23 protein-coding genes are annotated in these 25546 nt (G+C 70.8%); 21 read left to right on the forward strand and 2 right to left on the reverse strand.

Features of this window, described 5'->3' with window-relative positions; all coding sequences use genetic code 11:
• Positions 1-50: 50 nt before the first annotated feature.
• The 19 genes from KSO97_RS00450 to KSO97_RS00540 all read left to right on the forward strand — a co-directional run bounded on the left by KSO97_RS00450 (position 51) and on the right by KSO97_RS00540 (position 19889).
• Positions 51-1814, forward strand: coding sequence for a penicillin-binding protein 2 (locus KSO97_RS00450; protein ID WP_232675810.1), 1764 nt, complete (start codon positions 51-53; stop codon positions 1812-1814).
• Positions 1815-1840: 26 nt separating this feature from the next.
• Positions 1841-3442, forward strand: a complete 1602-nt coding sequence (locus KSO97_RS00455) for a UDP-N-acetylmuramoyl-L-alanyl-D-glutamate--2,6-diaminopimelate ligase (protein WP_232675811.1) — start codon at positions 1841-1843, stop codon at positions 3440-3442.
• The gene (murF, locus tag KSO97_RS00460) at positions 3439-4821 is read left to right on the forward strand and encodes a UDP-N-acetylmuramoyl-tripeptide--D-alanyl-D-alanine ligase (RefSeq protein WP_232675813.1); all 1383 of its coding nucleotides are present in this window, start codon (positions 3439-3441) and stop codon (positions 4819-4821) included. Before KSO97_RS00455 ends, murF begins: the two co-directional genes overlap by 4 nt.
• Entirely contained in the window at positions 4818-5927 is a 1110-nt protein-coding gene (mraY, locus tag KSO97_RS00465) for a phospho-N-acetylmuramoyl-pentapeptide-transferase (RefSeq protein WP_232675814.1), read from the forward strand. The genes murF and mraY overlap by 4 nt, the downstream gene beginning before the upstream one ends.
• A complete protein-coding gene (gene murD / locus KSO97_RS00470) occupies positions 5924-7435 on the forward strand; it encodes a UDP-N-acetylmuramoyl-L-alanine--D-glutamate ligase (protein WP_232675815.1) in 1512 nt (503 codons plus the stop codon). The genes mraY and murD overlap by 4 nt, the downstream gene beginning before the upstream one ends.
• A gap of 65 nt (positions 7436-7500) precedes the next feature.
• Positions 7501-8727 (forward strand): putative lipid II flippase FtsW, encoded by a 1227-nt coding sequence (gene ftsW / locus KSO97_RS00475; protein WP_232675816.1) that lies wholly within the window; start codon positions 7501-7503, stop codon positions 8725-8727.
• Positions 8728-8755: 28 nt separating this feature from the next.
• Positions 8756-9838 (forward strand): undecaprenyldiphospho-muramoylpentapeptide beta-N-acetylglucosaminyltransferase, encoded by a 1083-nt coding sequence (gene murG / locus KSO97_RS00480; RefSeq protein WP_232675817.1) that lies wholly within the window; start codon positions 8756-8758, stop codon positions 9836-9838.
• Positions 9835-11250 (forward strand): UDP-N-acetylmuramate--L-alanine ligase, encoded by a 1416-nt coding sequence (murC, locus tag KSO97_RS00485; protein ID WP_232675818.1) that lies wholly within the window; start codon positions 9835-9837, stop codon positions 11248-11250. The genes murG and murC overlap by 4 nt, the downstream gene beginning before the upstream one ends.
• On the forward strand, positions 11247-12005 hold the full coding sequence (locus tag KSO97_RS00490; RefSeq protein ID WP_232675819.1) for an FtsQ-type POTRA domain-containing protein: 759 nt from the start codon (positions 11247-11249) through the stop codon (positions 12003-12005). Before murC ends, KSO97_RS00490 begins: the two co-directional genes overlap by 4 nt.
• A gap of 221 nt (positions 12006-12226) precedes the next feature.
• Positions 12227-13408: a cell division protein FtsZ gene (ftsZ, locus tag KSO97_RS00495; protein WP_232675820.1), complete on the forward strand. Its 1182-nt coding sequence runs from the start codon at positions 12227-12229 to the stop codon at positions 13406-13408.
• A gap of 80 nt (positions 13409-13488) precedes the next feature.
• Entirely contained in the window at positions 13489-14184 is a 696-nt protein-coding gene (gene pgeF, locus KSO97_RS00500) for a peptidoglycan editing factor PgeF (RefSeq protein WP_232676102.1), read from the forward strand.
• Positions 14184-14888, forward strand: a complete 705-nt coding sequence (locus KSO97_RS00505; RefSeq protein WP_232675822.1) for a YggS family pyridoxal phosphate-dependent enzyme — start codon at positions 14184-14186, stop codon at positions 14886-14888. Before pgeF ends, KSO97_RS00505 begins: the two co-directional genes overlap by 1 nt.
• 61 nt (positions 14889-14949) lie before the next feature.
• The gene (locus KSO97_RS00510; protein ID WP_232675823.1) at positions 14950-15444 is read left to right on the forward strand and encodes a cell division protein SepF; all 495 of its coding nucleotides are present in this window, start codon (positions 14950-14952) and stop codon (positions 15442-15444) included.
• A 20-nt stretch (positions 15445-15464) separates the two neighbouring features.
• Positions 15465-15758, forward strand: coding sequence for a YggT family protein (locus KSO97_RS00515; protein WP_232675824.1), 294 nt, complete (start codon positions 15465-15467; stop codon positions 15756-15758).
• 228 nt (positions 15759-15986) lie between these two features.
• Positions 15987-16727, forward strand: a complete 741-nt coding sequence (locus tag KSO97_RS00520) for a DivIVA domain-containing protein (protein ID WP_232675825.1) — start codon at positions 15987-15989, stop codon at positions 16725-16727.
• Between the two features lie 151 nt (positions 16728-16878).
• A complete protein-coding gene (locus tag KSO97_RS00525) occupies positions 16879-17850 on the forward strand; it encodes a TraR/DksA family transcriptional regulator (RefSeq protein ID WP_232675826.1) in 972 nt (323 codons plus the stop codon).
• Positions 17851-17906: 56 nt separating this feature from the next.
• Positions 17907-18482, forward strand: coding sequence for a signal peptidase II (gene lspA / locus KSO97_RS00530; protein WP_232675827.1), 576 nt, complete (start codon positions 17907-17909; stop codon positions 18480-18482).
• Complete coding sequence (locus KSO97_RS00535; protein ID WP_232675828.1) at positions 18479-19423, forward strand: RluA family pseudouridine synthase; 945 nt, start codon at positions 18479-18481, stop codon at positions 19421-19423. Before lspA ends, KSO97_RS00535 begins: the two co-directional genes overlap by 4 nt.
• 28 nt (positions 19424-19451) lie before the next feature.
• On the forward strand, positions 19452-19889 hold the full coding sequence (locus KSO97_RS00540; protein WP_232675829.1) for a GNAT family N-acetyltransferase: 438 nt from the start codon (positions 19452-19454) through the stop codon (positions 19887-19889).
• On the opposite strand, the gene KSO97_RS00545 is transcribed toward KSO97_RS00540, so the two are convergent.
• Complete coding sequence (locus KSO97_RS00545) at positions 19846-20853, reverse strand: hypothetical protein (RefSeq protein ID WP_232675831.1); 1008 nt, start codon at positions 20851-20853, stop codon at positions 19846-19848. The two genes, KSO97_RS00540 and KSO97_RS00545, sit on opposite strands and share 44 nt — an antisense overlap.
• Positions 20850-21062: a hypothetical protein gene (locus KSO97_RS00550; RefSeq protein WP_232675833.1), complete on the reverse strand. Its 213-nt coding sequence runs from the start codon at positions 21060-21062 to the stop codon at positions 20850-20852. The genes KSO97_RS00545 and KSO97_RS00550 overlap by 4 nt, the downstream gene beginning before the upstream one ends.
• Before the next feature lie 150 nt (positions 21063-21212).
• Between KSO97_RS00550 and dnaE the strand changes: the two genes are divergently transcribed.
• Positions 21213-24776: a DNA polymerase III subunit alpha gene (dnaE, locus tag KSO97_RS00555; RefSeq protein WP_232675834.1), complete on the forward strand. Its 3564-nt coding sequence runs from the start codon at positions 21213-21215 to the stop codon at positions 24774-24776.
• On the forward strand, positions 24773-25483 hold the full coding sequence (locus tag KSO97_RS00560; RefSeq protein WP_232675835.1) for a hypothetical protein: 711 nt from the start codon (positions 24773-24775) through the stop codon (positions 25481-25483). Before dnaE ends, KSO97_RS00560 begins: the two co-directional genes overlap by 4 nt.
• The last annotated feature ends 63 nt before the right edge of the window (positions 25484-25546 follow it).

A 25546-nucleotide genomic window follows, 5' to 3' on the forward strand; every position in this document is an offset into this window, starting at 1 on the left:
GGAGCACGCCCGGCGGACGGCGTCCGCGTGGTTCGGGCCGCGGCTCCTCGATGCTGCGACTGCGTGTGGGTTTCCTGCTGATCGCGATGGTCCTCTCGGTCTTCGCGGCCAGACTCGTCCAGCTGCAGGGCATCGACCCGCGTGAGTACGCCCAGATGGCCGCCGACGAGGGCTCGGTGACGGCGGTCCTCCCGGCCGAGCGCGGCCGCATCCTGGACCGCAACGGCCTTCCGCTCGCCGACTCGGTCGACGGTCTGATGGTCGTGGCCAACCCGAGCGTGACCGGCCCCAACGCCCCCGGCCTGGCGACCCTGCTCTCCAAGCGCCTCGACGTCGACTACTTCGAGACGCTGCGCCGACTCCGGATCCCGGAGGGTGCCGAGGGTCACCAGTTCCAGTACATCGCGCGCAAGGTGCCCGCGACACGAGCCACCAACGTGCTCGAGGAGGCCGAGGCGCGCGGCTGGAAGGGGCTGGACACCCGCGAGGACCCGGTGCGCTTCTACCCGGGCAAGGACGTCGCGGCGAACCTGGTGGGATTCCTCGGGACGCCGTACGAGGACGGGTCGGCCCGGCCGCTGGCGGGCCTGGAGGCCGCATTCAACCGCTACCTCTCCGGAGTCGACGGCGAGGCCACCTACCAGGTGAGCAAGGGCAGCCGGCTGCCGCTGGGGGACACCACGATCACCCCCGCCCGCGATGGCAACGACCTGATCACCACCATCGACCAGGATCTGCAGTGGAAGGCCCAGCAGGTGCTGCGCCAGACGGTGCTCGGGGCGCGTGCCGACTCCGGCTACGCGGTGGTGCTCGAGCGCAGCACCGGAGACGTGCTGGCGCTGGCGGACTACCCGACCTACGACGCCTCCTCGCCGTACGACCCCTCGGTGCCTGCGGGCGAGGCCGACGCCAACCACAACTCACGCGCGCTGACCGACGTCTACGAGCCGGGCTCGGTCGAGAAGGTGCTCACGCTCTCGGGCCTGATCGACGCGGGCAAGGTCACCAGCCGCACGAAGTTCGAGGTTCCAGGAGCGCTGCATCGTCAGGACCGCACCATCCACGACTACTTCGAGCACGGCACGATCCGGCTGACGCTGGCCGGCATCCTGGCCAAGTCCTCCAACATCGGCACCGTGATGGCGGCCGACAAGTTCGACCGCGGGCAGCTGCGCCGCTACCTGACCGGATTCGGCCTGGGTGAGCGCACCAACGTCGGCCTCGGCGGCGAGACCCGCGGCCTCCTGCCGTCGGGGGCCATGTGGACCAGCCAGACCGCCGACCGCATCGCGTTCGGGCAGTCGCTCTCGGTCAACGCGCTGCAGATGGCGGCCGCGGTGAACACGATCGCGAACGGCGGGGTCCGAGTCTCTCCGAGCATCATCCGAGGCGAGGCGACCGCCGACGACGGGCGTGTGGTCGGCACGGACACCGCGACCGAGCGTCGCGTCGTCAGCGAGGACGCGGCCCGCCAGACCGCGCTCATGATGGAGCGCGTCATCGACCCCGAGGCCGGCGTGGCACCGCGCGCGGCCGTGCCCGGCTACCGCGTCGCCGGCAAGACCGGCACCGCACAGCGTGTGGGGGAGGGCTGCGGGTGCTACGACGGCACCTTCACCGTCTCCTTCGCCGGCTTCGCTCCGGCGGACGACCCCGAGTTCACGATCTACATCGTGGTGCAGAACCCGCGCAACGGTCAGGGCGGCGGCTCGGTGGCGGGCCCCGCGTTCTCCACGCTGATGGGCTACACGCTGCGTCGCTACGGCATCCCGCCCACCGGGGCCCGACCCTCCCAACTGCCTGTCGAGTGGTGAGGACGCACGCCGGAGATGATGGTGCGATGACGTCCCGGCCGAGCAGCCCCACTCCGACACCGCTCGCCGCGCTGACCGACGTGCTGGCCGGGCTCGGCGAGACGTCCCGTCGTGTCGGCGGCGACACCGCTGCGTCCCACGAGGCCACGCTCACGGGCGTGAGCCTGAGTTCCCAGCGGGTGCGGCCGGGCGACCTCTACGCGGCGCTTCCGGGAGCTCGCACGCACGGCATCCGTTTCGCCGGTGCCGCGGTCGCTGCGGGGGCGGTCGCGGTCCTCACCGACGAGGAGGGTGCGGCGAGCGCCGAGTGCCCGACGTCGGTGCCCGTCGTGGTGGTCGAGCGACCACGCACCGTGCTCGGCGCCGTCAGTGCCGCGATCTACGGAAACCCCGCGCGTCGACTCCGCACCATCGGTGTCACCGGCACCCAGGGCAAGACGACCACCACCCGACTTCTCGAGGGGGCCATGGCCGGGGCCGGGCTCTCTGCTGCCGTGATCGGCACGGTCGGCACCCGCATCGCCGGACGCGACGTCGTCTCGTCGCTGACCACGCCCGAGGCCCCGGACCTGCACGGACTCCTCGCCGTGATGGTCGAGGAGGGGGTGGAGGTGTGTGCGATGGAGGTCTCCAGCCACGCGCTCGTCATGGGCCGCGTCGACGGCGTCCGTTTCGATGTCGCCGTCTTCTTGAACCTCGGCCGCGACCATCTCGACTTCCACGCCGACGAGGAGGAGTACTTCGCCGCGAAGGCCGCGCTCTTCACAGCCGAGCGCGCGGACCGAGCGCTCGTCTGCACCGACGACGAGCACGGGCGGCGTCTGGCAGGCGGCGTGCGCATCCCCGTCGTCACCTTCGCGCTCGACGACCCGGCAGCCGACTGGCGCGCGGACGACATCGAGCTCGGTCGGGAGCGATCGACCTTCACACTCCACGCACCGCCGGGTCGGCTTGCGGCACCGATCTCCTGCGCGGTGCCCCTGCCCGGCCGCTTCAACGTGACCAATGCGCTGGCGGCGATCGCCGCTGCCGGCGAGGCGGGCCTGGATGTCGCCGCGGTCGCCGCGGCGCTTGGGACCTCGGCGGGCGTGCCGGGGAGGCTGGAGCGTGTCGACGCCGGCGGGGACTTCCTCACCGTCGTCGACTACGCACACAAGCCGGACGCCGCGCAGGCGCCCACCGCCGCGCTGCGCCCGCTCGCTGCGGCGCCGAGCGGCGCGCCCGGTCGCGTCATCGTGGTCATCGGCGCCGGCGGCGACCGCGACAGCGGGAAGCGTCCGATCATGGGGGCGATCGCCGCTCGCCTCGCCGATGTGGTGATCGTGACCGACGACAACCCTCGCAGCGAGGAGCCGGCCGCCATCCGGGCCGCCGTCCTGGGGGGCGCGCGCGAAGCGGCTGGCGGAGCCGACCCGGGCGGGATCGCCGAGCTGCTCGAGGTGTCCGACCGTCGTGAGGCGATCGCCACGGCGATCGGGATCGCCCGTGCGGGCGACGTCGTGCTCATTGCGGGCAAGGGACACGAGACGGGCCAGGAGATCGACGGCGTGGTGCATCCCTTCGACGACCGTGTCGTCGCTCACGAGGCGCTCACCGCGCTCGGATCCTCCGCCGGGGGAGCGCGATGATCGAGATGACCCTCGACCAGCTCGCGGGCGTGGTGGGCGGTCAGGTGCACGGCGATCCCGCGGTCGTCGTCAACGGCCCCGCCTACCTGGACAGCCGCTCTCCGGAGGCGGGCGGGCTGTTCGTGGCGGTCGCGGGCGACAGGGTCGACGGCCACGAGTTCGCAGCGGGCGCCCACGCGGTGCTGGGCACCCGTGCCACCGCGGCGCCGACGGTCGTCGTTCCCGACTCGGTGGCCGCGCTCGGCCGGCTGGCCCGCCACGTGATCGACGCCCTCGACGTGCCCGTCACCGCCCTCACCGGTTCCCAGGGCAAGACCGGCACCAAGGACCTGCTCGCCGCGGTGCTCGCCGCCGACGCCGAGACCGTCGCGACGAGCGCCAACCTCAACAACGAGCTCGGCGTTCCGCTGACGGCGCTGCGTGCGACGCCGTCGACGACGCACCTGGTGCTGGAGATGGGCGCCCGTGGGGTGGGGCACATCGCCTACCTGTGCGGGATCGCACCGCCCCGGGTGGCCGCCGTACTCAACGTCGGCTCCGCCCACGTGGGGGAGTTCGGCGGTGTCGAGGCGATCGCCCGCGCCAAGGGAGAGATCGTCGAGGCCCTGCCTCCCGACGGCGTCGCGGTGCTCAACGCCGACGACGCCCGGGTCGCCGCCATGGCGAGCCGCACCGACGCACGGGTCCTGACCTTCGGGAGCACGGCCGAGGTGACGTGGCGCGACCTCACACTCGACGAGCTCGGCCGGCCGGCCTTCGAGCTCGGGCACGACGGCGCCTGGGCGGCGGTGCGCCTGCGCGGCGTCGGAGCGCACCAGGTCGCGAACGCCGCCGCCGCCGCCGCACTCGCCCTCGCGTCCGGACTCCGCCTCGACGACATCGCGTCGGCGCTCACCGCCGCGAGATCGACGTCGCGGTGGCGGATGGAGCTGGACTCGCGGGAGGACGGGTTGCTGGTGCTCAACGACGCCTACAACGCGAATCCGGCGTCGATGACGGCGGCCGTGGAGGCGCTCGCCGCGCTCGGTCGGTCCCGCAGCGGTCGCACGATCGCCGTCCTGGGGGAGATGCGCGAGCTCGGGGATGCGCACGACGCGGGCCACCGCGAGGTCGGCCGGACGGCGGCCGCACGCGGCATCGACGTGGTCGTGGTCGTCGGCGAGTCGGCGCGACCGATCGCCGACGGCGTCGCGGAGTCCGGACGTGGCGCGACCCACGCCGTCGTGACGGCGGGGCGCGACGACGCACTCGCCTGGGTGCGGAACAATGCCGGTGCCGACGACACCGTTCTGGTGAAGGCCTCCCGCGGGGCCGCACTCGAATGGATCGCGGAGCAGGTACTGACCGATCCCGCGGAAGGGGGCACCCGCAGCCGATGAGAGCGATCCTGCTCGGAGGCGGTCTCTCCCTCCTCATCTCCCTGCTCGGCACCCGGGTGGCGATCAGCTACTTCACCCGCTGGGGCTACGGCCAGGAGATCCGCGAGGACGGGCCGACCACCCACCACACCAAGCGCGGCACCCCCACCATGGGCGGTGTCGCCATCATCACCGCGACCGTCGTGGGGTACTTCGCGGCGAAGCTGATCACGCTCAGCCCGCCGTCGGCCTCCGGCCTCCTGCTCCTCTACCTGTTCGTCGGCATGGGGCTGGTCGGCTTCCTCGACGACTTCATCAAGATCTCCCGCCAGCGCAACCTGGGTCTGCGCAGCCGAGCGAAGATGATCGGCCAGACCTTCGTCGGCGTCTCCTTCGGTGCGCTCGCGCTCTCGCCCTGGCTCGAGGACGACAACGGCCGTACTCCCGCCAGCGACAAGATCTCGTTCCTGCGGGAGATCGACTGGCTGGTGCTGCCGACGATCCTCGCGATCCTGCTGATCTGGTTGATCACGACCGGCACCAGCAATGCCGTCAACCTCACCGACGGACTCGACGGCCTCGCCACCGGCTGCTGCATGATGGTGTTCGGCGCCTACACGCTGGTGAACATCTGGCAGAGCAGCCAGTCGTGCGAGAACAGCCCGGGCCCGCAGTGCTACGACGTCCGCGACCCGCTCGATCTGGCGATCATCGCCGCGGCGCTGACCGGCGCCTGCTTCGGCTTCCTCTGGTGGAACGCCTCGCCGGCCGCGATCTTCATGGGCGACACCGGCTCGCTCGCGCTCGGCGGTGCGCTCGCCGGCTTCGCCATCCTGACCCGCACCGAGCTGCTCCTGCTGATCCTCGGGGGCCTCTTCGTCGTCATCACGCTCTCGGTGATGATCCAGGTCGGCACCTTCAAGGCCAGCCGTTCCAGCGCGCTGTTCCGCAGGGTCTTCCGAGTCCAGGCCGGACATCGGGTCTTCCGCATCGCGCCTCTGCACCACCACTTCGAGATGCTGGGCTGGGAGCAGGTCACCGTCGTGATCCGCTTCTGGATCATCACCGGACTCTTCGTCGCCGCCGGCCTCGGCATCTTCTACGCCGAGTGGGTCGCGCGGCTGTGACGCGTCCCGATCCCTTGCAGTTGCGTCGCGAGGACGACTGGAGCGGTGTTCGCGCCGTCGTCGCGGGGTTCGGGGTGTCCGGCTTCGCCGCGGCCGACAACCTGACCCATCTCGGCGCACAGGTCACGGCCCTCGCGGAGACCGCCACCCCCGCACAGCTGGAGAAGGCTGAGCTGCTGGAGATCCTCGGCGCTCGTGTCGACATCCACGCCGGCGCCACCCAGACGTTGCCCGACGACGTCGACGTCGTGGTGACCTCGCCGGGCTTCCGTCCTGACGCCCCGGTCCTGCAGGCGGCCAGGTCGCGTGGCATCCCGATCTGGGGGGAGGTCGAACTGGCCTGGCGGCTGCGCGCCGCCGGACCCGACGGCGTCCCGGCTCCCTGGCTCTGCGTCACGGGCACGAACGGCAAGACCACCACGGTCCAGATGCTCGACTCGATCCTCCAGGCGGCCGGGCTGCGCAGCGTCGCGGCCGGCAACGTCGGTCTACCGATCGTCGAGGCGGTCATGGATCCCGCGCCCTACGACGTCCTCGCCGTCGAGCTCTCGAGCTTCCAGCTGCACTACACCGACTCGATGAGCGCGGAGTCGGCGGCTGTGCTCAACCTCGCGGCGGACCACCTCGACTGGTACGAGGGCGCGAGCTGGGGCGAGCGTGCCGGGATGCGTGCCTACGGCGACGACAAGGGGCGGATCTTCCAGCGCGTCCAGCGCGCCTGCGTCTACAACGTCGCCGACCCGGCCACCGAGCACCTGGTGCGCGAGGCGGAGGTCGTCGACGGTGCTCGCGCGGTCGGCTTCACCCTCGGGATGCCGGGGGTGGGCATGGTCGGTCTCGTCGAGGACCTCCTCGTCGATCGTGCCTTCATCGAGGAGCGCGCCACCAGCGCCGCCGAGTTGTGCAGCCTCGCCGATCTCGCACCGGACGGAGGCGCACCCGCGCCGCATGTGGTGGCCAACGCCCTGGCCGCCGCCGCGCTGGCCCGAGCGCACGGCGTCAGTCAGGAGGCGGTGCGCGACGGCCTGCGGGCCTTCCGCCTCGACGGTCACCGGATCGCCTCGGTCGGGACGTTCGGCGGCATCACCTGGGTCGATGACTCCAAGGCGACCAACCCCCACGCGGCGCAATCCTCCCTGCAGGCCTTCGATCGCGTCGTCTGGGTGGCCGGCGGGCTCGCGAAGGGCGCCACTTTCGACGAGTTGGTCGGCTCGATCGCCTCCAGGCTGGCGGGCGTCGTGCTCGTGGGCCGCGACCGTCAGCTGATCGCGGACGCGGTGGCGCGACACGCGCCGGATGTGCCCGTCATCCTCGTCGACCACGGCGAGGATGGTGGCGTAGTCGACGGCCTGGCCCTGATGCGAGGCGTCGTCGACGCCGCTGCACGACTGGCGGCGCCCGGCGACACCGTGCTCCTCGCTCCGGGGTGCGCATCCATGGACCAGTTCAGCGGCTACGCGGCCCGTGGCGACGCCTTCGCCGCCGCGGTCCGCGCCAGGTTCGGCTGATCCCTGACGCAGGGGCGGCGGGGCCTCTTCCCCGGCAGTAGCACCCCGCAGCACCAGGAGGTCCGGTGACGACCGCGAGTCCCGAGCGCACCAGGCCCGCTCCACCACGAGCGCGCGGCTGGACGACGTCGCTGCGCGAGGCGCTGGATCGCCCGCTGACGACCTACTACATGCTGCTCGTCGCCGCAGGGCTGCTGCTGACGATCGGCCTGATCATGGTGCTGAGCGCGTCCAGCGTCTACAGCTTCCGTCTCTACGGAGACTCCTACGCCGTGGTCCAACGGCAACTCACCTGGGTGCTCCTCGGCGTGCCCTGTGCGTTCATCGCGAGCCGGGTCAGCAACCAGTGGGTGCGACGTCTCGCCTACCCGGCCTTCGGCTTCTCGCTGCTGCTGCTCGGACTCACGGTCCTCTTCGGGGTCGAGCGCAACGGCAATACCAACTGGCTGGCGGTCGGGCCGTTCCAGGTGCAGCCCTCGGAGATCGCCAAGCTCTCGCTGGTGATCTGGGCCGCTCACATCTACGCACGCAAGGAGCGCCGTCTCGGCGACGTGCGCGAGATGCTGGTCCCCGTCGTACCGGGCATGGCGCTCGCGATCGGCCTGGTCGTGGTCGGTCGTGACCTCGGAACCGCGCTGGTGCTGTTCGCGATCCTGGTCGGGATGCTCTGGGTGGCAGGCGCCCCGGCCCGACTCTTCGCCCTCGTCAGCATGGTGCTGGCCGTGCTCGCCCTGGCGTTGGCCGCCACCGACCCCGAGCGGCTCGAGCGCATCACGCACTTCTCCGACCCGTTCAAGGACTTCGAGGGCGCGGGTTGGCAGTCGGCCCACGGCCTCTACGCGATGGCCAGCGGGGAGATCTTCGGCCAGGGGATCGGTGCGAGCCAGCAGAAGTGGGGCACCTTGCCCGAGGCGCACACCGACTTCATCTTCGCCGTGCTCGGGGAGGAGCTCGGCCTCGTCGGCACCCTGCTCGTCATCGGCCTGTTCCTGACCCTGGCCTACGCCGCCCTCCGGATCGCGCGTCAGACCACCGACTCGTTCGTGCGCTACGCCAGCTTCGGTGTCGTGGTCTGGCTGCTCGGTCAGATGATCATCAATGTCGGCATGGTGCTCGCGTTGCTGCCGGTCATCGGTATCCCGTTGCCGCTGGTCTCCTACGGCGGATCCAGCCTGGTGCCGACCCTGGCGGCGCTGGGACTGCTCGTCGGTTTCGCGCGCCGGGAGCCCGAGGCGGCCAGAGCGCTGGCACAGCGACGTCGCGGCCGGTCGGCCGGGCTGTCCGGTCGCTGACGTGACGCAACCTCTACCGTCGTCATCGATGAAGGTTCTGCTCGCCGGTGGTGGCACCGCCGGACACACGTCCCCCCTGTTGGCGACCGCCGACGCGCTGCGCCGTCGTGACCCGAGCGTCGAGATCACCTGCTTGGGCACCCCCCGCGGCCTGGAGAACCGGGTCGTCCCCGCGGCCGGGTATCCCCTCGAGCTCGTCCCGCCCGTCCCGTTCCCGCGGCGACCCGATGCCGACCTGCTGCGGTTCCCCGCGCGCCTGCGCGCCACGATCCGGGCGACCCAGGCGGTCTTCGACCGCGTGCGACCCGACGTGGTGGTCGGCTACGGCGGGTACGTCTCGGTGCCCGCCTACCTCGTCGCGCGCCGACGAGGTGTGCCGGTCGTGGTCCACGAGCAGAACGCGCGCCCCGGGATGGCGAACAAGCTCGGCGCCCGCCGTGCCGCGCGGGTCGCCGTGAGCTTCCCCGACACCCCGTTGCGGCGCGCCGAGTACATCGGCCTTCCGATCCGCACGATGATCGCGGGGCCCGCCCGCTCGGCGCTGCGCGCCGAGGCCAGGGAGTTCTTCGGCCTGTCGCCCGACGCGCCCACGCTCGTCGTGACGGGCGGCTCCCAGGGAGCGCGCCGTCTCAACCAGGCGGTCTCCGGCGCCGCACGCGCGTTGTCGGACGCGGGCGTCCAGGTGCTGCACGTGGTCGGTCCGAACGGCGACGCCGAGCCGGGTCCGACCGCGATGCCCTACGTCGTCGAGCACTTCGTCGACCGGATGGATCTCGCCCTGGCGGCCGCCGACCTGATGGTCTGCCGTGCCGGAGCCAGCAGTGTCACCGAGGCCGCGGCCACCGGCGTGCCGGCGATCTTCGTGCCGTTGCCGATCGGCAACGGAGAGCAGCCGCGCAACGCCCGGCCCGTCGTCGACGCCGGCGGTGCCCTGATGGTGGCCGACGGCGACCTCACGCCGTCCTGGGTCGCCGAGCACGTCGTCCCGCTGGCGACCGATGGCGCGCGTCTGGCGGCGATGGGTGCGGCGGCGTCGGGCCTGATCCCGCGCGATGCCGACGACAAGCTGGCCGCGATCGTCGTCGACGTCGCCGGCGGTGGCTCCCGATGAAGGTCCCCGTCCCCGAGCGGATCCCCGAGCTCGCCGAACTCGGCCGCGTCCACATCGTCGGTATCGGCGGCGCCGGCATGTCCGGCATCGCCCGCATCATGGCGGCCCGAGGCGTGGACGTCGACGGCTGCGACAGCTCACCTCAGTCCGAGCGGGACGCCGCGCTGATCGACGCCGGCGTTCGACAGGTGTGGACCGGTCACGACGGCGAGCACGCCGAGTCCGCCGACACGGTGGTGTTCAGTACCGCCGCGCGCGAGGACAACCCCGACTACCTGCGCGCCGCGGAGCTGGGACGTCGCGTGCTGCCGCGCTCGGCCGCACTCGCCTCGCTGATGCGCGGGTATCGCGTGCTGGCCGTGGCCGGCACGCACGGCAAGACCACGACGACGTCCCTGCTGACCGTCGCGTTGCAGAGTGCCGGCGCCGATCCCACCTACGCGATCGGCGGCGATCTCACCGCGACGGGCGTCAACGCCGCGGCCGGCAGCGGTGAGCTGTTCGTCGTCGAGGCCGACGAGAGCGACGGTGCCTTCCTGGTCTATGAGCCCTTCGGGGCCATCGTCACCAACGTCGACGCCGACCATCTCGACCAGTGGGGCACCGAGGAGGCCTACCGGGCCGCCTTCGACGCCTTCGCCGACCGCATCGATCCCGCCGGGTTCCTGGTCTGTTGCATCGACGACGCCGGCGGGGCGGCGTTGGCGGAGAGGAGCCGCGCCGCCGGACGACGGGTCATCACCGTCTCCACCGATGCGGGATCGGGCGCCGACGTCACTCCGGAGGCGCTCGCCGGCGTGACCTTGTGGGCCCCCGGTGACCACTACCTCGCCGATGCCCTGGCCGCGTACGCCGCAGGTCTGGCCGTCGGACTGCCCGGCGACGCCCTGCGCGCCGGCCTGGCCGGCTACACCGGCACGCGGCGTCGGATGGAGCCCAAGGGTGAGGCGGCCGGAGTCCGTGTCTACGACAGCTACGCCCACCACCCGACCGAGATCCTCGGCGACCTTCAGACCGCGCGGGCGCTCGCGGGGGAGGGTCGCGTCGTGGTGGCCTTCCAACCCCACCTCGTCTCCCGCACCCGGATCTTCGGCGAGCAGATGGGCGCTGCCCTCAGCGCCGCCGACGAGGTGGTGGTGCTCGACATCTACCTCGCGCGCGAGGAGGCCGATCCTGCCGTGACCCCGCGCTTGATCACCGACGCCGTCAGGCTCGCCCCGGAGCGGGTCGGCACCGCCTCGCTCGAGGACGCCGCCGCGGTGCTGGTCGGGCGCGCCCGACCGGGCGATCTCGTGCTCACGCTCGGCGCGGGCACCGTCACCCAGGTCGGCCCGCAGGTGCTCGACCTCCTGGCCGCCCGGAGTCCTCGGGTCGCCTCCGCCGCTCCGACCGAGGGCGCCGCGCGGCCGTGATCCGTCTCCGCACCCGACGTTCGCCCGACGCCGAGGCTCGCAGCCGGCGCCGGTTCGCCCGCCGTCAGTGGGTCCGGCGATGGCTGACGCTGCGCTACGTCCTGGCCATGGTGATGGTGACAGCGGCGGTCGCGGGTGGTGTCTACGTCGTCTACTTCTCCGAGGCCCTGGCGGTCGAGGGCGCCGAGGTCACCGGCATCTCGGTCCTCGACGAGGATGCCGTGCTGGAGGCGGCAGGGGTGCCGATCGGTGGCCCGCTCGCGACGGTCGACCTGCGTGGGGTGGAACGCCGCGTGGCCGCGTTGGCGCCGGTCGCGAGGGTCGAGGTGTCGCGCAAGTGGCCGCACTCGGTGCTGATCGTCATCACCGAGCGGGTGCCGGTGGCGGTCGTCGAGCGTGCTGGGACCTTCCGCGCCGTCGATGCGTCCGGGGTCGTCTTCTCCAGCTACCGCCGCGCGCCCCGCGACCTTCCCCGGATCGAGGCCGATCCCGATGCCGGGGTGGAGGCGCTGCGCGAAGGCGCCGCCGTGGTGGCATCGCTGCCCAGCGACGTCGCGGCGGGCGTGGACCATCTCGAGGTGCACAGCGTCGACGAGATCGATCTCGAGCTGCGCGACGGCCGACTGGTGCGGTGGGGGAGCGCGGAGCAGTCGGAGGAGAAGGGCCGCGTCCTCCTGGCGTTGCTCGCCAGCGAGGTCGGCGACGCCCGCACCTTCGACGTCAGCGTGCCGGCGCAGCCCACGACGTCCGGTTGAGAGTTCGCGTCTCGCGACGACGTATCCGAGTCGACGGGCGTCGCGGCGGCGTGTCGCCGCTGCACGGCACGTCGCAGTCCCTACTGTCGTGATCACGACGAGGTTGACATAACTATAACCCTCAGGTTGAGGGTCACAGTTGAGACAGCCGGACGTCCCGAACTTCCTCACCTCACCAACCTCCCGGCCCGACCGGGCTCCTCGGAGAAGGGATAGCCGCCGTGGCTGCTGCACAGAACTACCTGGCCATCATCAAGGTCGTCGGCATCGGCGGCGGCGGCGTGAACGCCGTCAACCGGATGATCGAGGTCGGCCTCAAGGGCGTCGAGTTCATCGCCATCAACACCGACGCCCAGGCGTTGCTGATGAGTGACGCCGACGTCAAGCTCGACATCGGGCGCGAGCTCACCCGTGGCCTCGGCGCGGGCGCGAACCCGATGGTCGGCGGCCAGGCTGCCGAGGACCACGCCGACGAGATCGAGGAGGTGCTCAAGGGCGCCGACATGGTCTTCGTGACGGCCGGCGAGGGAGGTGGCACCGGCACCGGAGGTGCTCCCGTCGTCGCGCGTATCGCCCGCTCGCTCGGTGCCCTGACCATCGGCGTGGTCACCCGCCCGTTCGCGTTCGAGGGTCGCCGTCGCGCGAACTCCGCCGAGGAGGGCATCGCGGCGCTGCGCGAGGAGGTCGACACCCTCATCGTCATCCCCAACGATCGCCTGCTCTCGATCAGCGACCGCAACGTCTCGGTGCTCGACGCCTTCAAGCAGGCCGACCAGGTCCTGCTGCAGGGTGTCTCCGGCATCACCGACCTGATCACGACGCCGGGTCTGATCAACCTCGACTTCGCCGACGTCAAGTCGGTGATGGCCAACGCCGGCTCGGCGCTCATGGGCATCGGCTCGGCCCGCGGCGACGACCGCGCGGTGGTCGCGGCCGAGATGGCGGTCTCCAGTCCGCTGCTCGAGGCGTCGATCGACGGCGCCTACGGCGTGCTGCTCTCGATCGCCGGCGGTTCCGACCTGGGTCTCTTCGAGATCAACGAGGCGGCGGCGCTCGTCGCCGACGCGGCGCACCAGGACGCCAACATCATCTTCGGTGCGACCATCGACGACGCGCTGGGCGACGAGGTCCGGGTCACGGTCATCGCGGCCGGATTCGACGGCGGCCAGCCCAAGAAGCGCGAGGAGGGCGCCACCCTGCGCGGCTCTGCGGCTCGCCCGGCCACCACGCAGCGCACCGAGCCGGTGCGCCGCGAGGAGCCGGCGGCGGTCGGTGCGCCGGCTTCCGCCGCCGCGACTCCTGCCGCGCCGGCGTCCCCGGCCTCGACTCAGCCGGTCTCGCCGCGACCGGCGCCCTCGATGGACTTCGACGACGACCTGGACGTGCCTGACTTCCTGAAGTGACCGCGCCGGCGCGCGGCGACTCGAGGCGATGAAGCGAGGACGCGCTGTATCACTTCCGTACGCGACACGGCCCCGTCGACCTGGCCTTCACCGACCGGTTCGGCGGGGTCAGTCGCGCGCCGTTCGACTCGCTGAACCTGGCGCTCGTCGGCGACGACGCGCCGGATGACCGGCGCTCCAACCACGACCTGCTCCTGATGGACTTCGCGCCCGGCGCGCGGCTCGTGGATCTCGACCAGGTCCACGGCGACCGGGTCGTGGCGGCCGAGGAGATCGCCTCGTCGGACGCCACACCGTCGGGGCCGCCCCGTGCTGACGGCGTGGTGAGCTCCAGTGGCGACGTCGTGCTGATGGTGCGGGTGGCCGACTGCGTCCCCGTCCTCCTCGCCGACGCCGGGGCCGGGATCATCGGAGCGGCCCATGCAGGACGCCGGGGAGTCGAGCTCGGCGTCGTCCCGGCGACGATCGACGCCATGCGAGCCCGCGGTGCGGGCCGGATCGAGGCCTGGATCGGACCGCACGTGTGCGGGGCCTGTTACGAGGTGCCGGCGGCCCTCCGTGACGACGTCGACGCCGTCGTTCCCGGTGTCGCCGCGACGACGTCGTGGGGCACCCCCTCGCTCGACCTCGGCAGGGGCGTGCGCGCCCAACTCGAGGCGCGCGAGGTCGTCGTCCACGACCGCTCGGCGTGCACGATCGAGTCGCCCGACCTCTACTCCTATCGCCGCGACGGCGCCCGCTCCGGGCGGTTCGCCGGCCTGATCCGGAGGGTGTGATGACCGCAGAGCGCGAGGTCGAGGTCGCAGCGAGCCTGGCGATCGTCCGGCAGCGGATCGCCCGGGCGGCCTCGGCAGCCGGGCGCGACACCGACGAGATCACCCTGGTGGTGGTCACCAAGTACTTCCCGGCCAGCGACGTGCGTCTGCTCGCAGCGCTCGGCGTGACCGATGTCGCGGAGAATCGCCACCAGGAGGCCGTCGAGAAGTCCGAAGCGTGCGCGGACCTCGATCTGAGATGGCACTTCGTGGGGGGACTGCAGAGCAACAAGGCGACGGCGGTGACCCGCTACGCGGACGTCGTGCAGTCGGTCGACCGGCTCAAGCTGGTGGCGCCGTTGGCACGCGGCGCGCAGGAGCGTGGCCGCGCTCTCGACGTCGCGCTCCAGGTCAGCCTCGACCCGCCCGATCGCGACCACCGCGCCGGTGTCCGGCCCGAGGAGTTGTCGGACCTGGCCGCTGCGGTCGCGTCGGTGGACGGGCTGCGACTGCGGGGTCTGATGGCCGTCGCGCCCTTGGACGAAAGGCCGGCGGACGCCTTCGACCGGCTCGCCGGGGTGCGCGAGGGGTTCCTTGCCGAGCATCCCGACGCGCGGTGGCTCTCGGCGGGCATGAGCGCGGACCTGGAGGACGCGATCACTCGCGGCGCGACACACGTACGCATTGGGTCCGCGGTCCTCGGATCCAGGCCCGGTCTCCAGTAATGTCCCAAGAGATCAGCAAGCGCCCGGGCCCGGGCGCGCGAGCAGCGGAGGCAGACATCTCATGAGCGGTGCGATGCGCAGGATCGGTGAGTACCTCGGCCTGCTCGAGGACACCGGCCGGTACGACGAGTACGACGGCTACGGCGAGACGACCGAGACTGCCCCGGTCCAGGCTGCGCGGCCCCGTCGTGTCGAAGGTGAACCGGCACCGGTCGCCGACCTCTCGGAGCGACGTCGCGCTCACGTCCCGGTCCAGGTCGCGCCGGTCCAGGCGGAGCTGTCGCGGATCGTCACCCTTGAGCCCCGGACCTACAACGAGGCGCGGGTCGTGGGCGAGAACTACCGCGAGGGCACGCCGGTCATCATGAACCTGAGCGACCTCGACGATGCCGACGCGAAGCGACTCGTCGACTTCGCCGCCGGTCTGGTCTTTGCTACCCGTGGCACTCTCGACCGCGTCACCAACAAGGTGTTCCTGCTCTCGCCGCCCAACATCTCGGTCGCCGCCGAGGACAAGCAGTTGATCGCCGAGGGCGGTTTCTTCAACCAGTCCTGAGGGTTTTCGAGGTCTTCTAGGTGAATACAGTCGGTCTCATCGTCTACGTCGCGCTGACGGTGTTCATCGCCTTCATGTGGGTCCGCTTCATCGTGGACTGGGTGCAGGTCTTCGCGCGTGCGTGGAGCCCCCGCGGCCCCCTGCTCGTAGCGCTCGAGGGTGTGTACTCGACCACGGATCCGCCGATCAAGGCGCTCCGTCGCGTCATCCCGCCGCTGCGTCTGGGCAACTTCGCCCTCGATCTCAGTTTCCTGATCGTGTTCATCGGGGCCTACGTGCTGCTGCGGCTCACGCAGGTCTACCTGATGGGCTGACCTACGTCCCACGCCTGTGAACCGCTTTCCGGCACGTGGGCTCGGTCACCTGCCGTCGATTCTCGCGTCACAGGCGATGCGCTGAGTCACACCAGCACCACCCCACGCGCTACAGTGCTGGGAACCCGCGTCTCCACGACGTGGGTGGACGTCGCGGCGCGAACCGACAGCGATCTGTCGCCTCGAGCGCGTCGCACCGACATCGAGTTCAAGGAATTGGGTGAAGTCATGCCGTTGACCCCAGAGGACGTGAGCAACAAGCGCTTTACGCCGGTGCGTCTGCGCGAGGGCTACGACATGGGGGAGGTCGACCAGTTCCTCGATGAGGTCGAGGCGGAGTTGGCCCGGCTCAACAAGGAGAACGACGACCTCCGCGTCAAGCTCGAGGCTGCCCAGTCCGGAGCCGCCCAGGCGAGTCCGGTGGCCGCCCCGGTCGAGGCCGCTCCGGTCGTCGCTCCGACACCCGAGCCGGTGGTCGCTGCTCCGGCTGCCCCGGCCCGCCAGGAGATCGAGACCATCAGGGTCGAGACCGTCCCGGATGCCTCCAACGCCGCCGCGCGTCTGCTCGAGATCGCCACCCGCAACGCGGACGAGTTGGTCGAGGACGCCAAGAACGAGGCCGACAAGATCATCGGCGAGGCCCGCACCAAGTCCGAGCGCCTGGCCGCGGAGTCCAAGAGCAAGGCCGATCAGGTCGAGAACGACGCCCGCACCCGCGCGACGATGCTCGACGCCGAGACTGCCGAGCGTCGCACGCAGATCTTCGGCGACCTGGAGAAGGAGCGCGACAAGCTCACCGTCGAGGTGGAGAACCTGCGCTCGTTCGAGCGCGAGTACCGCTCGCGCCTGCGCAGCTACTTCACCCAGCAGCTCGAGGCGCTCGGCTCCGCGTCCGAGACGCCCGCGCCGTCGCAGGAGGCCCCGGCGCCCAAGCGTCTGCGTTCGATCCTGGGCGAGGACGAGGGCTGAGACCCTTCTGTTCGTCACATCGGCCCCCGGGGACACCTTCCGGGGGCCGATGGTGTTCTCGGGCGCGCCTCGTTGAGCCCGATGAGTGCACCCACTAGCGTTCGTGCCGCTCGCGGTCCCGAGGTGGCCGTGGCCGACGGAAGGCCGTTCGATGGTTCGCAGCACCCGCAAGCTCGCCCAGGCCGCACGGAGCGCGCTGACGCGCCGCAAGCCCGCCGCCGAACCTGCCTCCGCGAAGAAGGCCGCTCCGGTGAAGAAGGCTTCCGCGGCCAAGGCGGCCGCTCCGGTGAAGAAGGCGGCCCCGCCGAAGAAGGCGGCCCCGGCCAAGGCGGCCGCTCCGGCGAAGAAGGTGGCTCCGGCGAAGAAGGCCGCTCCAGCGAAGGCGGCCGCTCCGGTGAAGAAGGCGGCCCCGGTGAAGAAGGCGGCCCCGCCGAAGAAGGCGGCCCCGGCCAAGAAGGCCACTCCGGCCAAGGCGGCCGCTGCGCCGAAGAAGGCCGCTGCGTCGAAGAAGGCCGCTCCGGCGAAGAAGGCCGCTCCAGCGAAGGCGGCCGCTCCGGCGAAGAAGGCCGCTCCAGCGAAGGCGGCCGCTCCGGTGAAGAAGGCGGCCCCGGTGAAGAAGGCGGCCCCGGCGAAGAAGGCCGCTCCGGCCAAGGCGGCCGCTCCGGTGAAGAAGGCGGCCCCGGTGAAGAAGGCGGCCCCGGCGAAGAAGGCGTCGTCGACGGCTACTCCGCCTGTTCTCGTCGTCCTGGAAGGCGAGGGGGCCTGGACGTCCTCCGAGCTCGCGGAGGTGTTGGCCGAGCTCAACGAGCAGCGCGCCCACAGTGCGACGATCGTGGAGCAGAAGGAGGTCGAGCTCGCCGACCTCCTGCGTGACTCCGGAGACGGGGCCGGCCAGGACCAGGCCGACCTCGGCGCCTCCAGCTTCGAGCGTGACTACGAGCTGACCGTCGTGGCGAACGAGCGGGACAAGCTCGCCCAGATCGACCACGCATTGGAGCGGATCTCCGACGGCACCTACGGCGTCTGCGAGTCGTGCGGCAACCCGATCGGCAAGATGCGGTTGATGGCATTCCCGCGTGCCACACTGTGCATGACATGCAAGCAGCGCGAGGAACGTCGGTAGACCCCGAGAGTCCTGGTTCCCCCGAGAGCCGGAGGTCTGCGGGTCTGGCGCCGAAGTTGATCTTCGTCATCGTCGCCGTCGTTGCCTACGCGACCGATCAGGTCACCAAGGCGCTCGCGCTGGAGCACCTCGACGGTCGTCCCGACGTCCAGGTGATCGGCGAGGTCCTGCAGCTCCACCTCACCCGGAACCCCGGGGCGGCCTTCAGCGCGGGCACCGGACTGACGCCCTACATCACGGCGTTCGCGATCGCCGCCACCCTCGCTGTGCTCTGGTACGCGCGCCGTCTCGGCAGCACGGGATGGGGCTTCGGCTTCGGATTCCTCCTGGCCGGGATCACCGGCAATCTCACCGACCGGCTGCTGCGCGACCCCGAGCCTTTCCACGGTCACGTCATCGACTTCCTGATGCTGCCGAACTGGCCGATCTTCAACATCGCCGACATCTGCATCAACATCGCAGCGGGCCTCATCATCATCCAGTCCTTCCGCGGCATCAGGCTCGACGGATCACGGGAGAAGGACGACGAGCGCGACGCCGCCGCTGACGGCCCCGAGCTCCGATCCGCGGTGGACCTGCGTGGTGCGGAGGGCGCTGACGATGTGGTCGGCCCCGAGGACGGTGCTCGATGAGCAGCGCGTCCTCGGAGTACCGGGTCCTCCCGGTCCCCGACAGTCTGGGTGGCGAGCGCGTCGATGCGGCGATCGCCCAGATGTTCGGGCTCTCGCGCACGCGCGGCGCCGAGCTGATCGCCGAGGGGCTCGTCCAGCTCGACGGCGTCGACGTCACCACGAAGAGCGAGCGTGTGATGCCCGGTGCCCGTCTCGAGGTGACCATCCCCGCCGAGGCCGACCCGTTGGCCGTCGTGCCCGAGATCGTCGAGGGCATCGGGATCATCTACGACGACGAGTCCATCGTCGTGATCGACAAGCCGGTCGGTGTCGCCGTGCATCCCTCACCTGGCTGGAGCGGGCCGACCGTCGTCGCGCACCTGGCCGGTGCGGGCTTCCGGATCGCCACGAGTGGTGCGTCCGAACGTCAGGGCATCGTGCAGCGCCTGGACGTCGGCACGTCCGGCGTGATGGTGATCTGCAAGTCCGAGTACGCCTACTCCGTGCTCAAGAACGCCTTCCGGCACCGCACGGTCGACAAGACCTACCACGCTCTGGTGCAGGGGCACCCCGACCCGCTCACCGGGACGATCGACGCGCCGATCGCCCGACACCCCGGCGCAGACCACCGGTTCGCGGTCCGTGAGGGCGGGCGCCCGAGCATCACGCACTACGAGACGCTCGAGGCCCACCGCTTCGCCAGCCTGTTGGAGGTGCACCTGGAGACCGGCCGCACCCACCAGATCCGCGTGCACATGTCGGCCCTCAAGCACCCGTGCGTCGGCGATCTGACCTATGGCGCGGACCCCACGCTCGCCCGCCGCGTCGGCGTGACCCGCCAGTGGCTGCACGCTGTGCGGCTCGGCTTCGAGCACCCCGACACCGGCGCCTACGTGCAGTTCGAGTCGCCCTACCCCGACGATCTCGCAGCCGCGCTCGAGGTCATTCGTGACGGGGACTGACTCCGCCTCCCTCGCTCTCCGACCCGCGATGCGCGAGGACGTGGACGCGGTCGCCGAGGTGCATCTGACGTCGCGAGCCGCAGCGCCGATGCCACCGAGCATCCACCCTGCGGCCGACGTGCGGAGCTGGCTCGCAGCACGGATCGAGGCAGACCATGTCTGGGTGGCAGAGGTCGCCGGCCTGGTCGTCGGCTACGTGCGCTTCACCGACACCTGGCTCGACGACCTGTACGTGCTGCCCGGCCGGGCGCGGCAGGGCGTCGGATGCGCACTGCTCGAGGTGGCGAAGGCGCATCTGCCTGCGGGATTCGGGCTGTGGGTCTTCGAGCAGAACGAACCCGCTCGTGCGTTCTACGCCCGTCACGGCCTGGTCGAGACCGAGGTGACCGACGGTCGTGACAACGAAGAGAAGTGCCCCGACGTCAGGATGGAGTGGCTGCCAGCGCAGCGTCGAGCTCACCGATGAGCCCGCGCCGGTCGGCGTCCTCACGCACGTGGGCGACGAGGTCGTCCGGCAGAGCCGCGAGCAGGGGCACCAGATCCCGCCAGAGGTCACTGGCCGCGGCGGCCGCCACGATCGCGCTCAGCACCGGAGGCCGGTGGAACGCCGGGGCTGCGGCCAGCCGCGCACGGGCGGGCGGTGCCATGAGTCGCACGATGGGCAACAGGCTCTCCCACAGCTCGTGGACGCACACGGTGTCGACGAGCTGCCCGATCACCTCGTGGTCCAGGGAGGCGAGGGTGTCGGCGATCGGCCCGCGTCGGTCCTCGGAGAGGTGGTCGAGCAGATCGAGGGCCTCCGCCCACAGCCCGAGGTCGGAGGCGGTGCGCAGAACGCCGGGCACCCGGTCGGCGGGCAGCAGGGCGACGGCGTGGTCGAGACGGTCCTTGTGCTCCAGGACGAACGCGGTCCGGAGCATGCTCTCGTCGTCGAGCACCCCCATGGCGCCGACGATCGCCGCATCCGAGACGTAGGCTAGGAAGCGCCCCATCGTGACGTGTTCGCCGCGTCTGCCGAGCACGCGTGCGACGGGGACGGCCAGAGAGTCAGGAACCGCGCCGAGGATCGCCGCGACCCGCCGCGGGTCGAGCTCGATCGCGGTGTCGGCGAGGAACTCGGGTTCGAGTCGGCGCGCGATGTCGACCGCCTTCGCGGGATCGACCGCGGCCGCGGCGCGCGCGCACAGCAGTGGTCCGAACGCGCGCTCCGCGATCGTGGCCGAAATGCCGCTGGGCACCAGGCGCGCCGCCGCACCGACGGCGCCGAGGGCACCCGCGCTCGCGTCGAAGAGCCGGTCGGTCGCCCGCTCGCGCAGGAGTCGGATCTGGTCGGGGTCGACCTCGTCGAGGTCGGGCAGATCCTCCGGCCCGACGCCGAGCAGGCGCGCCAGCTTGATGGTCTCCGCACGGCGCTCGAGCGCGGCGCTCATCGCAGCACGATCCGGGTGATGGTCCCGCGCAGGACCCGCGGGACGAAGCCCAGACCCTCCTGGACCGCTCCCTCCAGCGCGTCGGCCTGCCGCACCCGCGCCTGGTGGATCAGGGTGGCGAGCCGGTCCTGGGCCTCGTCGGGGAGAGCGGCGACTCCGGGCGGGACGTCGGCGCCGAGCTCGCCGGCGAGCGTCCGAGCGGTGGACATGAGTGCAGCCTAGTGTCGCCCGCCGACCGGGGGTCCCCGGTCGTGCCGTGTCCTCCGCGTGTCGGCCTCCGCGCTCGCGTAGGCTGACGTCCTTCACGGATCTCCTTCCCCGGATCCATCCGCTCGCCTCCGAGGAGAAGACCCCACCCGATGTCGTCCGGCAGCCACGACAACTTCGTGCACCTGCACGTCCACACCGAGTACTCGATGCTCGACGGCGCCTCGCTCCTCGACGGGCTGTTCACCCGGACCGCCGAACTCGGCATGCCGGCGATCGCGATGACCGACCACGGCAACCTGCACGGCGCCTTCGACTTCTACAGCAAGGCCAAGCGTCACGGGGTCAAGCCGATCATCGGCATCGAGGCCTACCTGACGCCCGGCACACCGCGCAGCGAGCGCAAGCGGGTCCGGTGGGGGAAGGGCGACTCGGCTGAGGAGGGTGGCAAGGACGTCGCCGGCGGCGGTGCCTACACCCACATGACCATGTGGGCCGAGACGACCGAGGGGATGCACAACCTCTTCCGTCTCGCGAGCCTGGCGAGCATGGAGGGCTACTACTACAAGCCTCGCATGGACCGCGAGCTGCTCCAGCGCTACTCCACGGGCATCATCGCCAGCACCGGCTGCCTGTCGGGGGAGATCCAGACCCGACTGACGCTGGGTCAGTACGACGAGGCACTTCGCGCGGCCGGTGAGTTTCAGGACATCTTCGGCAAGGACAACTTCTACCTCGAGCTGATGGACCACGGCATCGCGGCCGAGCGGGCCACCCGCGATGACCTGGTCAAGATCGCCCGGACCCTCGGTCTCCCCACGATCGTCACCAACGACACCCACTACACCAATCCCGAGGACGCCGACGGCCAGGATGCCTTGATCTGCGTCGCCTCGGGCAAGCGGCTGGCCGACACCAACCGCCTGAAGTTCGACGGTGGCGGCTACTACATCAAGTCCGCGGAGGAGATGCGCCAGCTCTGGTCGGAGTTCCCCGACGGTTGCGACAACACCCTCGCGATCGCCGAGCGGTGCAACGTCGAGTTCACCGAGTCCACCGGCGGCTACATGGCGCGTGCCGACGTACCCGACAGCGAGACCGAGGAGTCCTGGTTCCGCAAGGAGGTCTGGCGCGGGATCGAGGAGCGCTATCCCGGTGAGCGGTTGACCCAGGAGGTCAAGGACCGTGTCGAGATGGAACTCGGGATCATCTCGCAGAAGGGCTACTGCGGTTACTACCTCGTGGTCGCCGACTTCATCCAGTGGTCCAAGCGCAACGGCATCCGCGTCGGCCCCGGTCGTGGGTCCGGTGCGGGCTCCATCGCCGCCTACGCGCTGAGCATCACCGACCTGTGCCCGCTGGAGCATGGGCTCTTCTTCGAGCGGTTCCTCAACCCCGAGCGCCCCTCGATGCCCGACTTCGACATCGACTTCGACGACGCTCGCCGCGGTGAGGTGATCAAGTACGTCACGGAGAAGTACGGCACCGAGCGCGTCGCGCAGATCGCGACGTTCGGCCGGCTCAAGTCCAAGGCGGCCATCAAGGACGCCGCCCGCGTGCTCGACCACGGCTTCGCGATCTCCGACCGGATCACCAAGGCCATGCCGCCCGACGTCATGGGCAAGGGCGTGCCGCTGAAGGAGATCTTCAACCCCGAGCACAAGCGCTATTCCGACGGCGGCGAGTTCCGTGCCCTCTACGAGGCCGAGCACGACGTCCGCACGATCTACCAGACGGCGCTGGGGCTGGAGGGCCAGATCCGCAACTGGGGCGTGCACGCCGCCGGCGTGATCATGTCCAGCGAACCGCTGATCGACATCGTGCCGATCATGGCCCGCCCCCAGGACGGCGCCATCATCACGCAGTTCGACTATCCGATGTGCGAGTCGCTCGGGCTGGTCAAGATGGACTTCCTCGGACTCTCCAACCTGCACATCCTCGAAGACGCGCTGGTGAACATCGAGGCCAACCGGGGCGAGAAGGTCGTGCTGGAGGAGGTGCCGTTCGACGATCGGGCCACCTACGAGCTGATGGGACGCGGCGACACCCTCGGCGTGTTCCAGCTCGATGGGTCGGGCATGCGTGCCCTGCTCCGCTCGATGCGTCCCGACCAGTTCGCCGACATCACCGCCGTGAGCGCGTTGTATCGCCCCGGACCCATGGGTGCGGACTCGCACAACAAGTACGCCCGCCGCAAGAACGGTCGCGAGCCGATCGAGCCGATCCACCCCGCGCTCGCCGAGGCGCTCGAGCCCGTGCTGGGGGAGACCTACGGCCTGATCGTCTATCAGGAGCAGGTGATGGCGATCGCGCAGGTGCTCGCCGGCTTCACCCTCGGCGCGGCCGACAACCTGCGCCGCGCGATGGGCAAGAAGAAGAAGGAGGAGCTCGACAAGCAGTACGCCGGTTTCCGCGACGGCATGCTCGAGCGGCAGTTCCCGCAGGAAGCGATCGACACGCTGTGGGAGATCCTGCTCCCGTTCTCCGACTACGCCTTCAACAAGTCGCACTCGGCCGCCTACGGCGTGATCACGTACTGGACGGCCTACCTCAAGGCCAACTACCCGGCCGAGTACATGGCGGCGCTGCTGACCTCGGCCAAGGACGACCGCGACAAGCTCGCCGTCTATCTCAACGAGTGCCGTCGGATGAAGATCCAGGTGCTGCCGCCCGACGTCAACGAGTCGGCGCACGACTTCACCCCGGTCGGAACCGACGTCCGCTTCGGTCTCACCGCGATCCGCAACGTCGGAGCGAACGTCGTCGACCACATCGTCGCGGCGCGCGAGGGTGAGGGCCGGTTCGTCGACTTCAACGACTTCATGGCGAAGGTGCCGCTCCCAGCGTGCAACAAGCGCGTCATCGACTCGCTGATCAAGGCGGGCGCCTTCGACGACATGAAGCATCGGCGCCGAGCGCTGGTCGCCGTGCACGAGCAGGCCGTCGACCAGTACGTCGACATCAAGAAGAACGAGTCCATCGGCCAGGACTCCCTGTTCGCCGGGCTCGACGACATCGGCGAGGACGCCGGCTTCGGCGTGAGCGTCGTTGTCCCCGACATCGAGGAGTGGGACAAGATGACCCTCCTCGGCCACGAGCGCGACATGTTGGGTCTCTACGTCTCCGATCACCCGTTGCTCGGTCTGGAGCACGTGCTGAGCCAGGGCACCGACTGCACCATCGGGCAGCTGCTGGTCGACGAGGAGCGATCGCACGGCACGACGTTGACCGTCAGCGGCCTGATCACCTCGGTGCAGCGCAAGATCACCAAGCGTGGTGACGCGTGGGCGACGGTGACGCTGGAGGATCTGGACGGCGCCATCGAGGTGTTGCTCTTCCCGAGTTCCTACCAGCTGGCCGCACCACATCTGCAGCAGGACGCCATCGTGCGGATCAAGGGGCAGCTCTCGCGCGACAAAGAGCAGCCCGAGCTTCGCGGCCAAGAGGTCTCGGTGCCCGACCTGAGCGCGGGCGGCACGGGGCCGTCCGGGCCGGTCATCATCAACCTCGCCTCCACTCGCTGCACGCCGCCGGTCGTGGAGCAGCTCAAGGACGTGCTGGCCACCCACCCTGGGATGACCGACGTCCATCTGAGGTTGCTCTCGCGTGAGTCGACCAAGGTGCTGCGACTGGACGACCGCCTGCGCGTCACGGCGACGCCGGCGCTCTTCGCCGATCTCAAGCAGTTGCTCGGCCCGGGATGCTTGACCGGGTGAGCTCATCGACCACCGGCCCGGCCCACCACGGCCAGGCTCCCCACGACGTGAACTCCGACGCTTCGGAGGCGTTGCCGCCGGGTTGCGCTCGACACCCGGTGCGTCATGCCGTCGGGCGGGCCGCCATCGTCGCGGCGGTCTTCGCCGTGGCGGGCGCAGCAGGAGGCTGGCTCTGGGAGACGCTGTGGACGCCGCCCACGGGCGAGGTCGTCGACGGGCGGTGGCTCTACGACAGCTACGTCTCGATCGGACGCGTGTTCGGTGCGACCGGCTGGTACGCCGTCGTCGGTCTGGCCGGCGGCGCGGTCCTGGCCGTCCTCGTGGGCTCGATCTTCCGCCGCTCCGAGCTCGGCGTCCTCGCCGGGGTCATGGTCGGCAGCGTGGTCGCGGCCTGGCTGAGCTACCGGGTCGGGATGCAGCTGAGCCCGCCTGACCCGGTGCGGCTGGCGGCCACGGCAGCGGACGGCACGTCGTTGCCAGGTCAGGCGACGATCACCGGGCACAGCCCGTTCGTGGCCTGGCCGCTCGGGGCGCTTCTCGGACTCGGCGTGACCTACGTGCTGACCGCCGGTGCGTCCGCAGGCGTGGCCGAGTGGCGACGCGTCGAGATCGCGAACGCCGCGCTCGGCGAGCGGCGTGACGTCGACGGAGACCACGCCTCGCCGGACGGAGGATCGCCCACGGTTGAGCCCGACCGACTCGGGTAGGAGGCAGTCCATGTCGGATCAGCACCCTCCGCCGCCGCCCCCTCCGCCGATGGGCCCGCCGCC

This window comes from Nocardioides sp. R-C-SC26, from assembly GCF_021246465.1.
Taxonomy (GTDB): domain Bacteria; phylum Actinomycetota; class Actinomycetes; order Propionibacteriales; family Nocardioidaceae; genus Nocardioides.